General features: G+C 71.6%; 11 protein-coding genes. 7 read left to right on the top strand and 4 right to left on the bottom strand.

The features are described from left to right. Positions 1–89: 89 nt before the first annotated feature. The 4 genes from ACIGFK_RS27280 (at position 90) to ACIGFK_RS27295 (ending at position 4,886) form a co-directional block, all read left to right on the top strand. A complete protein-coding gene (locus ACIGFK_RS27280; RefSeq protein ID WP_400053929.1) occupies positions 90–1,730 on the top strand; it encodes a PQQ-binding-like beta-propeller repeat protein in 1,641 nt (546 codons plus the stop codon). Between the two features lie 127 nt (positions 1,731–1,857). Beyond that, a complete protein-coding gene (locus ACIGFK_RS27285; protein WP_386465144.1) occupies positions 1,858–2,544 on the top strand; it encodes a response regulator transcription factor in 687 nt (228 codons plus the stop codon). Between the two features lie 100 nt (positions 2,545–2,644). Then, on the top strand, positions 2,645–3,604 hold the full coding sequence (galE, locus tag ACIGFK_RS27290) for a UDP-glucose 4-epimerase GalE (RefSeq protein WP_376661329.1): 960 nt from the start codon (positions 2,645–2,647) through the stop codon (positions 3,602–3,604). A gap of 469 nt (positions 3,605–4,073) precedes the next feature. Further along, positions 4,074–4,886: a LuxR C-terminal-related transcriptional regulator gene (locus tag ACIGFK_RS27295; RefSeq protein ID WP_376661330.1), complete on the top strand. Its 813-nt coding sequence runs from the start codon at positions 4,074–4,076 to the stop codon at positions 4,884–4,886. Here the strand turns inward: ACIGFK_RS27295 and ACIGFK_RS27300 are convergent. Beyond that, positions 4,845–5,342, bottom strand: a complete 498-nt coding sequence (locus ACIGFK_RS27300; protein WP_376661331.1) for a MarR family winged helix-turn-helix transcriptional regulator — start codon at positions 5,340–5,342, stop codon at positions 4,845–4,847. The two genes, ACIGFK_RS27295 and ACIGFK_RS27300, sit on opposite strands and share 42 nt — an antisense overlap. A 161-nt stretch (positions 5,343–5,503) precedes the next feature. Here ACIGFK_RS27300 and ACIGFK_RS27305 point away from each other — a divergent pair, with 161 nt between their 5' ends. Both ACIGFK_RS27305 and ACIGFK_RS27310 read left to right on the top strand, forming a co-directional pair. Further along, positions 5,504–6,361, top strand: coding sequence for a trans-aconitate 2-methyltransferase (locus ACIGFK_RS27305; RefSeq protein ID WP_386465065.1), 858 nt, complete (start codon positions 5,504–5,506; stop codon positions 6,359–6,361). A 2-nt stretch (positions 6,362–6,363) separates the two neighbouring features. Then, entirely contained in the window at positions 6,364–6,741 is a 378-nt protein-coding gene (locus tag ACIGFK_RS27310; RefSeq protein WP_386465068.1) for a VOC family protein, read from the top strand. Between the two features lie 82 nt (positions 6,742–6,823). Here the strand turns inward: ACIGFK_RS27310 and ACIGFK_RS27315 are convergent, their stop codons facing one another. Together ACIGFK_RS27315 and ACIGFK_RS27320 are read right to left on the bottom strand one after the other, a co-directional pair. Then, positions 6,824–7,495 carry a TetR family transcriptional regulator gene (locus ACIGFK_RS27315; RefSeq protein ID WP_376662264.1) on the bottom strand — a complete coding sequence of 224 codons (672 nt, stop codon included), beginning with the start codon at positions 7,493–7,495 and terminating at the stop codon, positions 6,824–6,826. Beyond that, positions 7,495–8,475: an acyl-CoA desaturase gene (locus tag ACIGFK_RS27320; RefSeq protein ID WP_376662263.1), complete on the bottom strand. Its 981-nt coding sequence runs from the start codon at positions 8,473–8,475 to the stop codon at positions 7,495–7,497. Before ACIGFK_RS27320 ends, ACIGFK_RS27315 begins: the two co-directional genes overlap by 1 nt. Positions 8,476–8,850: 375 nt before the next feature. Between ACIGFK_RS27320 and ppc the strand changes: the two genes are divergently transcribed. Next, positions 8,851–11,598, top strand: coding sequence for a phosphoenolpyruvate carboxylase (gene ppc, locus ACIGFK_RS27325; protein WP_376662262.1), 2,748 nt, complete (start codon positions 8,851–8,853; stop codon positions 11,596–11,598). Positions 11,599–11,668: 70 nt separating this feature from the next. Here the strand turns inward: ppc and ACIGFK_RS27330 are convergent, their stop codons facing one another. Next, entirely contained in the window at positions 11,669–12,421 is a 753-nt protein-coding gene (locus tag ACIGFK_RS27330; RefSeq protein ID WP_400053932.1) for an LPXTG cell wall anchor domain-containing protein, read from the bottom strand. Positions 12,422–12,482: the final 61 nt, after the last annotated feature.

Below are 12,482 nucleotides of genomic sequence, written 5' to 3' on the forward strand. Positions count from 1 at the left end.
CGAACGGAGGGTTCGCCCCGCCCCCGCCGCCCGGGCCGCCGGCGCCTGCGCAGCAGCCTCCGGCCCAGCCCGTGCCGCAGCCGCCGACCATGCCGGTCCAGCCCGCGGCCCAGCCCGTGCCGCCGCCGGGCCCCCCGCCGGCCCCCGGACAGCCCGCGTACGGCTACCCGCAGCCCGGGCCCGGTTACGGCTACCCGCAGCAGCAGCAGCCCCAGCCCCAGCCCGTCACCGCTCCCATGTACGCCGCCCAGCCCCCGGCGACGGGCACTGCGGCCGCCGCCGGCGGCGGCAACGACAAGCGCACCCAGCTGACGATCGTCGGAGCGGCCCTCCTGGCCATCGTCCTGATCGTCGGCGGCGGACTCTGGTACACCTCCGGCGACGGCGGGGGCGACGGCAAGCAGACCACCGCGGGCGGCAGCTCCTCCACGGGCAACGACAAGCCCCAGGAAGGCGCTGCGGGCACGGAGAAGGTGCCCTCCAACCCCAAGGCGAAGACGCTCTTCAACCTGCCGAGCCCGCAGCCCGCCGAGCAGGTCGGCACCATCGGCTCCTGGATCACCGAGTCCACCTACGTGAAGTCCGACGTCTCCAAGGTCGTCGGATACAACCTGGTCGACGGCGGCAAGAAGTGGGAGATCCCGCTCCCCGGCGAGGTCTGCGGAGCGACCAAGCACGTCACCGAAAACAAGTCGGCGATCCTCTTCCGGCCCACCCAGCCGACGGCCGAGAACAAGTACCCCGCGTGCAGCGAGGTCGGCGTCATCGACCTGGAGGGCGGCAAGCTCCTCTGGTCCGGCAACGCCAAGAGCGCCAGCGGCGGTGACCGGCCCGCGAACCTGCGCGAGGTCACCATCAGCGGCAACACCGTGGCCGCCGCCGACATCTCCATCGGTGGCGCCGCCTGGAACCTCGCCGACGGCAAGCCCCTGTGGGTCCCCAAGGTCGACGCCGAGCAGTGCCGCGACACCGGCTACGCCGGCGGCGAGGCCCTCGCCGTCATCCGCAAGTGCGGCCAGAGCCCCAACTACACCCTGTACGCGCAGATCCTGGACCCGGCCACCGGAGCGCCCAAGGCCTCCTACAAGCTCTCCCCGGGCATCGACTACGCCGCCATCGTCTCCACCAAGCCGCTGATCGTCGGCGCCGACGTCGGCAAGACCGCGAAGAACGCCACCGGCGTCAGCGACCTCTTCGTCGTCGACGACAAGGGCGAGCTGAAGGCGCGCATCGCGCTCACCTCCGGGACCTTCGACGGCAAGTGCGCCGCCACCGAGGTCGAGAAGTGCACCGGCATGGTCGTCGGCAACGGCAAGCTCTACCTGCCCTCCTACGAGCACCAGGGCCAGGAGGGCAGCAGCCGCACCAACGAGCTGCTCTCCTTCGACCTGACGACGGGCAAGCAGACCACCGACCGCGCCGACGCGGGCGAGCGGTACCAGATCACGCCGCTGCGCATGGACGGGTCGAACATCATCGCCTACAAGGAGCCCCCGTACGACAAGGGCGCCCAGATCGTCAGCATCGACGGCAAGACGATGAAGGAGACCCTCCTCCTGGAGAGCCCGGGCGACAAGGCGAACCAGCAGGCCCAGATCGCGTTCTCGCCCGACTACTCCGAATACCGCTACCACAACGGGAAGCTGTTCATGTCGCGCACGTCGGTGCGCAAGCCGTACTCGGAGAAGAGCGACCCGGAGTACCTCTTCATCTCCTACACCGCGAGCTGACGCCCGCACCGTGTACGAAAGCCCCCGGAAGGTCCGTCCTTCCGGGGGCTTCTGTGCGGATACCGGCGCGCACCGTCGAACAAGCGTGTAGCTTGCCGGGTCAGATGATTCGGGGGTGGGTGCCTCAATGGGCGTACGCGTCGTGGTGGTCGACGACCACCGGCTGCTGGCCGAGGCGCTCGCCTCTGCCCTGAAACTGCGCGGCCACCGGGTGCTGGCGGCCGCCGCCCCGGCCGCGGGCGCCGCCGAACTGGTCATCAGCCGGGCCCCCGAGGTCTGCCTGCTGGGGACCGCGACCCCCGCCGAACCCGGTGCCTTCGAGCCCGTCGTGCGGATCAAGCGGGAGCGCCCGCAGATCGCCGTGGTCGTCCTGGGCCCGGTGCCCAGCCCGCGCGGCATCGCCGCCGCCTTCGCCGCGGGCGCCTCGGGGTACGTGCGCCAGGACGAGCGGATCGAGGGCGTGGAGCGCGCCCTGGCCAAGGCGCGGGCGGGGGAGCCGGCGATCGCGCCCCAACTGCTCCAGGGGGCGTTCGCGGAGCTCCTGAACCCCGCAGCGCAGCCCGACGACGAGGGCAGCAGGCTGCTGCGGCTGCTGACCCCGCGCGAGGTGGAGGTGCTCGTGCGGGTCGCGGAGGGCGAGGACACCCGGCTGATCGCGGCGGGCATGGCCATCGCCCCGAGCACCGCCCGTACGCACGTGCAGCGGGTCCTCATGAAGCTGGGCGTGGGCTCCCGGCTGGAGGCGGCCGCGCTGGCCGCCCGTACCGGCCTGCTGGACCGGGCGGCCCCGGTGCGGGGGGCCGGGCAGGCCTGATCCGGGGCCCGGATTTCCCCGCAGCGGCCTCATCCGGTAAGCCAGTCTCCTAGCACGCGTGTACCCCCGTGCGCGTTCCCGTGGGAGAGGCAGTAGTCGAGTGAGCAAGTACCTGGTAACCGGTGGCGCCGGATACGTCGGCAGTGTGGTCGCGGCGCACCTGCTGGAGGCGGGGCACGAGGTGACCGTCCTCGACGACCTCAGCACGGGCTTCCGCGAGGGCGTCCCGGCGGGCGCCTCCTTCATCGAGGGCCGGATCCAGGACGCCGCGCAGTACGTGGACGGCTCCTTCGACGGCGTCCTGCACTTCGCGGCCTCCTCGCAGGTCGGCGAGTCCGTGGTGAACCCGGGCAAGTACTGGGAGAACAACGTCGGCGGCACCCTCGCCCTGCTGGCCGCGATGCGCGCGGCGGGCGTGGCCAAGCTGGTGTTCTCCTCCACCGCCGCCACCTACGGCGAGCCGACGGAGGGCCTGCTGACCGAGGCCTCGGTGACCGCGCCGACCAACCCGTACGGCGCCTCGAAGCTGGCCGTCGACCACATGATCGCGGGGGAGTGCGTGGCGCACGGCCTGGCCGCGGTGTCCCTGCGCTACTTCAACGTGGCCGGCGCCTACAAGGAGTTCGGCGAGCGGCACACCCCCGAGACCCACCTGATCCCGCTGGTGCTCCAGGTCGCGCTGGGCGAGCGGGAGTCTATCTCGGTGTACGGCGAGGACTACCCGACCCCGGACGGCACCTGCGTCCGCGACTACATCCACGTGGCCGACCTGGCGGAGGCCCACCTGGCCGCGCTGGAGAACGCCGCCGCGGGCGAGCACCTGATCTGCAACCTGGGCAACGGCAGCGGGTTCTCGGTGCGCGAGGTCGTCGAGACCGTCCGCAAGGTGACCGGCCACGAGATCCCCGAGGTCGTCGCCCCGCGGCGGGCCGGCGACCCGGCGAAGCTGGTGGCCTCCGCGCGCACGGCCCACGAGCGTCTGGGCTGGACCCCGAGCCGCACGGACCTCACCGGCATCATCACGGACGCGTGGAACTTCGCGCGCAGGGACGCCTCCTGAACCACCCCGCTCATCCGCTTTCCCACGCGCCCCCCGCACCTGCCGGTGCGGGGGGCGCGTGCACGACCGCCACGCGCGGTGGGCGGGCGCTGTGCGCGGGCGCCCGGCGTGCACACGCCGGGTGAAATGCTCCCCGTGCAACTGCCCGTGGCACACGCCGGTGCGGATGCCGCCATCCGGACCTTCGGTGCAGTCGAATTCAAGCCACCACAAAGCCTGTTCGGGTCGTTCCCGCGGGAAAATCGCGGGAAAAACTTCTGCTATTCGGCCAACCGCGAGCCGCCCCCGGCCCTACGCTGATGCGTGACACCGGTGGGGGCCGGTGTTGATTCAGGGGTCGAGACAAGTCGGGTACGACGTCCGGTCCGGGGTAGTGCAGTGATGTCACGGCGGCGGCCGGGGCAGCTGCGGATCACCCGGTCCGGGCGCCGTACCCGCCGTCGTCCGTTCCCCGACCCTTGGGGGTTTTGTGGCTCGTATCCGGGTTCTCGTCGTCGACGATCACCGCATCTTCGCCGAATCGCTCGCAGCCGCGCTCGCGGCCGAGCCGGACGTGGACGTGTCCGCGGCCGGCAGCGGTCCGGCCGCCCTGCGCTGCCTCGAACGCGCGGTGGCCGAGGGCCGCCGCTTCGACGTCCTGCTCGTCGACGCCGACCTGGCCGCCGCGGCCGGGGCCCCGGGCGCCTCCGGGACCCCCGGGGTGGTGCCCGCCCAGCGGGAGCCGGGCTCCGGCTCCGTCTCCGGGGCCGCGCCGCCGGGCGCGGACGGGATCGCGCTGGTCGCCACCGTGCGGGGCTCCCACCCCGGAGTGCGCACGGTCGTCCTCGCCGAGCGCGACGACCCGCGCCGGGCCGCGCACGCGCTCCAGGCGGGTGCCTCGGGCTGGGTGGCCAAGGACTGCTCGCTCTCGCGGCTGCTGGCCGTCGTCCGCGGGGTCCTGCGCGAGGAGACGCATCTGCCGCCCGCGCTGCTCACCGGGGTGCTGCGCGAGCTGACGGCCGCGCGCAAGCACCGTACGGACAGCGAGCGGCTGGTCGAGTCGCTGACCCCGCGCGAGCACGAGGTGCTGCGCTGCATGGTGGCGGGGCTGGGCCGCAAGGACGTGGCGGCGCGGCTGTTCCTGTCCCCGCACACCGTCCGGACGCACATGCAGAACGTGCTGGGCAAGCTGGGCGTGCACTCCACCCTCGCCGCGGTGGCCCTGGCCCGGCGCGCGGGCGTACGGCCGGCCGATCTGGGGCTAGCCGGGGACGTTGTCGAACGGAGCGGTCAACTGGCGTAGCAGCCCGGCGAGATCCGCCCGTTCGTGCCGGGAGAGCTGGGCGAGGATCGCCCGCTCCTGGGCCAGCAGCCCGGCGAGGGCCTGGTCGGCGCGGTCGCGGCCCTCGGGGGTGAGCCGCACGAGGACCCCCCGGCGGTCGCTGGGGTCCGGGAGGCGTTCGACGAGGCCCTTCTTGGCGAGCCGGTCGATGCGGTTGGTCATGGTGCCGGAGGTGACCAGGGTCTGCGTCAGGAGCTGGCCGGGGGAGAGCTGGTAGGGGGCTCCGGCGCGCCGCAGGGAGGTCAGTACGTCGAACTCCCAGGGCTCCAGGCCGTGCTCGGAGAAGGCCAGCCTGCGGGCGCGGTCGAGGTGGCGCGCGAGCCTGCTGACGCGGCTCAGTACCTCAAGCGGTTCCACGTCGAGGTCAGGGCGCTCCCGGCGCCATGCCGCTACCAGTCGGTCGACCTCGTCCTCCATGCCGATCAGTGTAAGGGGTCTGTCGACATGAAGTCTCTTCACATCAAGCTTCTTGACCACAACTATCTTGACGTCGAGATATAATTGCTGCGAGGGTGGGGCATGGAGCGTCCCGGAACTGATTCCGCTTCCGACCGCCCCGCCAGCAGGGAGGCTCGAACATGTATTCCGATACCGCGCGCGCCGGGACCCCCACGTCCACCGCGCCGTCCGCACCCACCTGGGATCCCCAGCAGTACCTCCGGCACTCAGGCCACCGCACCAGGCCCTTCCTGGACCTGCTGACCCGCATACCCGAGCTCCCCACCGACCCCGCCCGCATCGCCGACCTCGGCTGCGGCCCCGGCAACGTCACCGCCCTCCTCGCCGACCGCTGGCCCGACGCCAAGATCACCGGCTTCGACCTGTCCCCGGAGATGCTCCACCGCGCCGAACAGGAACACGCCGGCCCCACCCCAGGCGGCGGCTGCCTCGACTTCCACCACGCGGACCTCGCCTCCTGGCTGCCCGACGAGCCATACGACCTGATCGTCTCCAACGCCGCCCTCCAATGGGTCCCCAGCCACCCCGGCTCCTTCGGCGCCTGGATCAACGGACTGCGCCCCGGCGGCACCTTCGCCTTCCAGATCCCCGCCAACTTCACCGCCCCCAGCCACGCCCTGCTCGCCGAGCTCTGCGACACCCCGCGCTGGCGCGCCCGGCTCGCCGGCCACGGAGCCCGCTACATCCACCTCCTCGAACCCGCCGAGTACCTCGCCCGCTTCACCGAACTGGGCTGCACCGTGGACGTCTGGGAGACCACCTACCACCAGCTGCTCCAAGGCCCCGACCCCGTCCTCGACTGGGTCAAGGGCACCGCCCTCAGGCCGGTCCTCACCGCCCTCGGCGACGACGAAGAGGCCGTCCGCACCTTCCTCGCCGAGTACCGCGACCGGCTGCGCGAGGCCTACCCGCCCGGACCGCGCGGCACCGTGTTCCCCTTCCGCCGCATCTTCGCCGTAGCCCGCAAGGAGGCCTGACCATGCTGACCGCCGTCGACCACGTACAACTCGCCGCCCCGCCCGGATCCGAGGCCCTGCTGCGCGCGTACTACACGCACGTCCTCGGGATGACCGAGATCCCCAAACCGCCCGTCCTCGCCGCCCGCGGCGGCTGCTGGTTCGCCGCCGGACCCGTACAGCTGCACCTCGGCGTCGAGGAGGACTTCCGGCCCGCCCGCAAGGCCCACCCCGGGCTGCGCGTGACCGGCATCGCGGAGTACGCGAGCAGACTGGAGGAGCGGGGCGCCAAGGTCGTCTGGGACGACAACCTGCCCGGGCACCGCCGCTTCTACTCCGAGGACCCCGTCGGCAACCGGCTCGAATTCCTGGAACCCCACACCCTGGAATCCTGCGCCTGAGCGCAGCGGACCGCACCACGCGACGGCGCCCCGCCACCGGATCTCCGGTGACGGGGCGCCGTCGCGTCCACGGGGCACGCGCTCAGTTCTTGCGGCGGCCCACCAGGTGCGGCTTCGACTCCAGACCGTCCAGGCCGTGCCAGGCCAGGTTCACCAGGTGCGCGGCCACCTCCGCCTTCTTGGGCCTGCGCACGTCCAGCCACCACTGCCCCGTCAGCGCCACCATCCCGACCAGCGCCTGCGCGTACAGCGGGGCCAGCTTCGGATCGAAGCCCCGGGCCTTGAACTCCAGACCCAGGATGTCCTCGACCTGCGTGGCGATGTCGCTGATCAGCGAGGCGAAGGTGCCGGTCGACTGCGCGACCGGGGAATCGCGGACGAGGATGCGGAAGCCGTCCGTGTAGGACTCGATGTAGTCCAGCAGCGCGAAGGCCGCCTGCTCCAGCAGCTCCCGCGGGTGCCCGGCCGTCAGCGCGCCCGTCACCCCGTCCAGCAGCTGGCGCATCTCACGGTCCACGACGACCGCGTACAGGCCCTCCTTGCCGCCGAAGTGCTCGTACACCACCGGCTTGGACACCCCGGCCTTCGCCGCGATCTCCTCCACCGAGGTGCCCTCGAAGCCCTTCTCCGCGAACAGCGTCCGGCCGATGTCCAGCAGCTGCTGGCGCCGCTCGGCGCCCGTCATCCGCACCCGGCGTCCACGCCTGGGCTTGTCACTGCTGGTATTACCGCCGTCGATCGCCACGTCCCCCATCATGCCGCGTTCGACGCGGTTTCCCTGCGCCGGGCGTCGATGCGGGCCGCCGAAGGCCAGCGCACGTCGGTGGCCCAGCCCAGCTGCTCGCACCAGCGGATCAGGCGCGCACTGGAGTCGACCTGCCCGCGCAGCACGCCGTGGCGGGCCGACGTCGGGTCCGCGTGGTGCAGGTTGTGCCAGGACTCGCCGCAGGAGAGCACGGCCAGCCACCACACGTTGCCCGAACGGTCACGCGACTTGAACGGACGCCTGCCCACGGCGTGGCAGATCGAATTGATCGACCACGTCACGTGGTGCAGCAGCGCGACCCGCACCAGCGAACCCCAGAAGAACGCCGTGAACGCACCCCACCACGACATCGTCACCAGACCGCCGACCAGCGGCGGGATCGCCAGCGAGAACATCGTCCAGTAGATGAAGTCGCGCGAGATGCGCCGGATCGCCGGGTCCTTGATCAGGTCGGGAGCGTACTTCTGCTGATCCGTCTGCTCCTCGTCGAACAGCCATCCGATGTGCGCCCACCACAGGCCCTTCATCAGCGCCGGCACGGTCTCCCCGAACCGCCACGGCGAATGCGGGTCCCCCTCGTGATCGGAGTACTTGTGGTGCTTGCGGTGATCGGCCACCCACCGCACCAGGGGCCCCTCCACCGCCATCGAACCCATCACCGCGAGCACGATCCGCAGCGGCCGCTTCGCCTTGAAGGAACCGTGCGTGAAGTACCGGTGGAAGCCGACGGTGATCCCGTGGCACGCCAGGAAGTACATGAACACCATCAGCCCGAGGTCCAGCCAGCTCACCCCCCAGCCCCAGGCCAGCGGAACCGCCGCCAGCAGCGCCACGAAAGGAACGGTGATGAACAGGAGCAGGGCGATCTGTTCGATGGACCGCTTGTTCTCGCCGCCGAGAGTCGCGGACGGCGCAGACCCGTCGGAGGACGCGGACACGTCCTCGATCAGATCGGGACTGGTGGTCATGGAGGTCCCCTGAGGGTGAGAAGTCGGCAGGCCCCGAGGTTACGGATGCGTAACCTACGGCATCGTAAGTATGGCAAAGGCGGACCCCGGGGCAACAGGCGCGCGGCCGGGGCGCGCAAAAGCACGACGACCCGTGCGCCACGACCGGCCCCACGACCGGCCCAAGACCGGCCCGCGACACCCGCCGCGCAAGCCGCCCACCTGCCGTCTGGTGAGACATTTGCCCAGGCACAAGCACGGGACACCTATCCTGTCCCCGGCGGACAGCGCGGTCCGCACGGGCAGCCCGAGCTGCGCATCAGGAAGCAGCAGCGCTGCGCGCGGTCGGGAGCCCACCGCCCAGTAGCGCTCGAAACACTGCAAGGAGCCGCACCCGTGAGCAGTGCTGACCAGGCCCCCGCCCACACCACGGACGCCGCGAACGCAGAGCTGCGCGCGGACATCCGCCGCCTCGGCGACCTCCTCGGGGAAACCCTCGTACGCCAGGAGGGCCAGGACCTCCTCGACCTCGTCGAACGCGTGCGCGCACTCACCCGCACCGACGGAGAGGCCGCCGCCGCCCTCCTCGGCGAAACCGACCTGGAGACCGCCGCCAAGCTCGTGCGCGCCTTCTCCACCTACTTCCACCTCGCCAACGTCACCGAACAGGTGCACCGCGGCAAGGAACTCCGCGCCCACCGCGCCGCCGAGGGCGGGCTCCTCGCCCGCACCGCAGACATGCTCAAGGACGCCGACCCCGAGCACCTGCGCGAAACCGTCAAGAACCTCAACGTCCGGCCCGTCTTCACCGCACACCCCACCGAGGCAGCCCGACGCAGCGTCCTCAACAAGCTGCGCCGCATCGCCGCCCTCCTGGAAGAGCCCGTCACCGGCGCCGGCGACCGCCGCCGCCACGACCTGCGACTCGCCGAGAACATCGACCTCGTCTGGCAGACCGACGAACTCCGCGTCGTCCGCCCCGAGCCCGCCGACGAAGCCCGCAACGCGATCTACTACCTCGACGAGCTCCACGCCGGCGCCGTCGGCGACGTACTCGAAGACCTCGCCGCCGAACTCCAGCGCGTCGGCATCGAACTCCCCGCCGGCACCCGCCCCCTCACCTTCGGCACCTGGATCGGCGGCGACCGCGACGGCAACCCCAACGTCACCCCCGACGTCACCCGCGACGTGCTGATCCTCCAGCACGAACACGGCATCACCGACGCCCTCGAACTCATCGACTTCCTGCGCGGCCTCCTCTCCAACTCCATCCGCTACACCGGAGCCACCGAGGAACTCCTCGCCTCCCTCCAGGCAGACCTCGAACGCCTCCCCGAGATCAGCCCGCGCTACAAGCGGCTGAACGCCGAGGAGCCGTACCGCCTCAAGGCCACCTGCATCCGCCAGAAGCTCCTCAACACCCGCGAACGCCTCGCCAAGGGCATCCCGCACGAGGAAGGCCGCGACTACCTCGGCACCGCCGAGCTCCTCACCGACCTCACCCTCATCCAGACCTCCCTGCGCGAACACCGCGGCGCCCTCTTCGCCGACGGCCGCATGGACCGCACCATCCGCACCCTGGCCGCCTTCGGCCTCCAGCTCGCCACCATGGACGTCCGCGAACACGCCGACGCCCACCACCACGCACTCGGCCAGCTCTTCGACCGCCTCGGCGAGGAATCCTGGCGCTACGCCGACATGCCCCGCGACTACCGGCAGAAGCTCCTCGCCAAGGAACTCCGCTCGCGCCGCCCCCTCGCACCCACCCCGGCACCCCTCGACCCCGCCGGACACAAGACCCTCGGCGTCTTCTTCGCCGTCAAGGACGCCTTCGAGAAGTTCGGCCCCGAGGTCATCGAGTCCTACATCATCTCGATGTGCCAGGGCGCCGACGACGTCTTCGCCGCCGCCGTCCTCGCCCGCGAAGCCGGCCTCATCGACCTCCACGCCGGCTGGGCCAAGATCGGCATCGTCCCGCTCCTGGAAACCACCGACGAACTCCGCGCCGCCGACGTCATCCTCGGCGACATGCTCGCCGACCCCTCCTACCGGCGCCTCGTCTCCCTCCGCGGAGACGTCCAGGAGGTCATGCTCGGCTACTCCGACTCCTCCAAGTTCGGCGGCATCACCACCAGCCAGTGGGAAATCCACCGCGCCCAGCGCCGCCTGCGCGACGTCGCCCACCGCTACGGCGTCCGCCTGCGCCTCTTCCACGGCCGCGGCGGCACCGTCGGCCGCGGCGGCGGCCCCTCCCACGACGCCATCCTCGCCCAGCCCTGGGGCACCCTCGAAGGCGAGATCAAGGTCACCGAACAGGGCGAGGTCATCTCCGACAAGTACCTCGTCCCGTCCCTGGCACGCGAGAACCTGGAGCTGACCGTCGCGGCCACCCTCCAGGCCTCCGCCCTGCACACCGCACCCCGCCAGTCCCCGGACGCCCTCACCCGCTGGGACGCGGCCATGGACATCGTCTCCGAGGCCGCCCACGGCGCGTACCGCGAACTCGTCGAAGACCCCGACCTGCCCTCGTACTTCTTCGCCGCCACCCCCGTCGACCAGCTCGCCGACCTCCACCTCGGCTCCCGCCCCTCCCGCCGCCCGGACTCCGGCGCCGGCCTCGACGGCCTGCGCGCCATCCCGTGGGTCTTCGGCTGGACCCAGTCCCGCCAGATCGTCCCCGGCTGGTACGGAGTCGGCTCCGGCCTCAAGGCCCTGCGCGAAGCCGGTCACGAGGACGTCCTCGGCGAAATGGGCGAGCGCTGGCACTTCTTCCGCAACTTCCTCTCCAACGTCGAGATGACGCTGGCCAAGACCGACCTGCGGATCGCCCGCCACTACGTCGACACCCTCGTACCCGAAGAGCTCAAGCACGTCTTCGACCGCATCGAAGCCGAACACGCCCTCACCGTCGCCGAAGTCCTGCGCATCACCGGAGGCGAGAAGCTCCTCGACTCCCAGCCGGTGCTCCAGCAGACCTTCGCCGTACGCGACGCCTACCTGGACCCCATCTCCTACCTCCAGGTCTCCCTCCTGGCCCGCCAGCGCGCAGCCGCCGCCCGCGGCGAGGAAGCCGACCCGCTCCTCGCCCGCGCCCTGCTGCTCACCGTCAACGGCGTCGCCGCCGGCCTGCGCAACACCGGCTGAACCCACCGCAGTCACGAGGAAGCCCCCCGCACCGTGGTCGGTGCCGGGGGCTTCCCCGTACGCGTCGCGACTAACGCATGCGGCGACGGCGCACCACGAGCACCCCACCGGCGGCCACCAGCGCCGCGGCCATCGCCGACAGCAGGGCCACCGGCAGGTCCGAACCGGTGCTCGCCAGACCACCGCCGCCCGTGGTGCCACCCGTGACCGGAGCCGGAGAACTCGCCGAGGAACTCGGGGAGACCGACCCCGACGGCGTACCGCCACCGCTCCGGCTCGCCGACGGCGAGGACGAAGCCGACGACGAGGCGCTGCCCGACGGCGTCTTCGACGGAGTGTGCGACGGGGTGTGCGACGGCGTCTTCGACGGAGTGCCGGACGGAGTCTTCGACGGCGTACCGCTCGGCGTCACCGCCGCCGGGCAGGTGTGCGACAGGTTGAACCACTCCACCGAGCCGCCCTCGACCACCGCCGAGGCCGCCGTGAGCTTGGCACCGGCGGCGGAGGCCGCGTACGCGTGCTTCTCCGACGGCGGACCGAAGACGGTGATCACCTGCGTGCCGCCCGGCTCGAAGGTCACCGTCAGCTTCTTGAAAACGGTCGAGCCGCCCGGCAGCACGAAGTGCCAGCCGTCCTTGGACGACGGGACATCCGCACACTTCGCTTCCTTCTCACCGAAGGAAGCCGCGGTGAGGGGAACCGCCTGATGCAGCGGAACGGTGTACGCGTCGGTCGCGAGAGCGGGCACGGCACCTGCGGCGAGCACGAGGGAAGCCGCGGCGGCAACCGCCGTGGCCGTCAAGCGCTGGCTGGGAATGGGCATGGGACACCTCTGGCACGGGCGAGGGATACGGGGCCGTGGGGGTGGCGCCGCCCAGCTTGCT

The organism is Streptomyces sp. NPDC085524, from assembly GCF_044541755.1.
GTDB lineage: Bacteria > Actinomycetota > Actinomycetes > Streptomycetales > Streptomycetaceae > Streptomyces.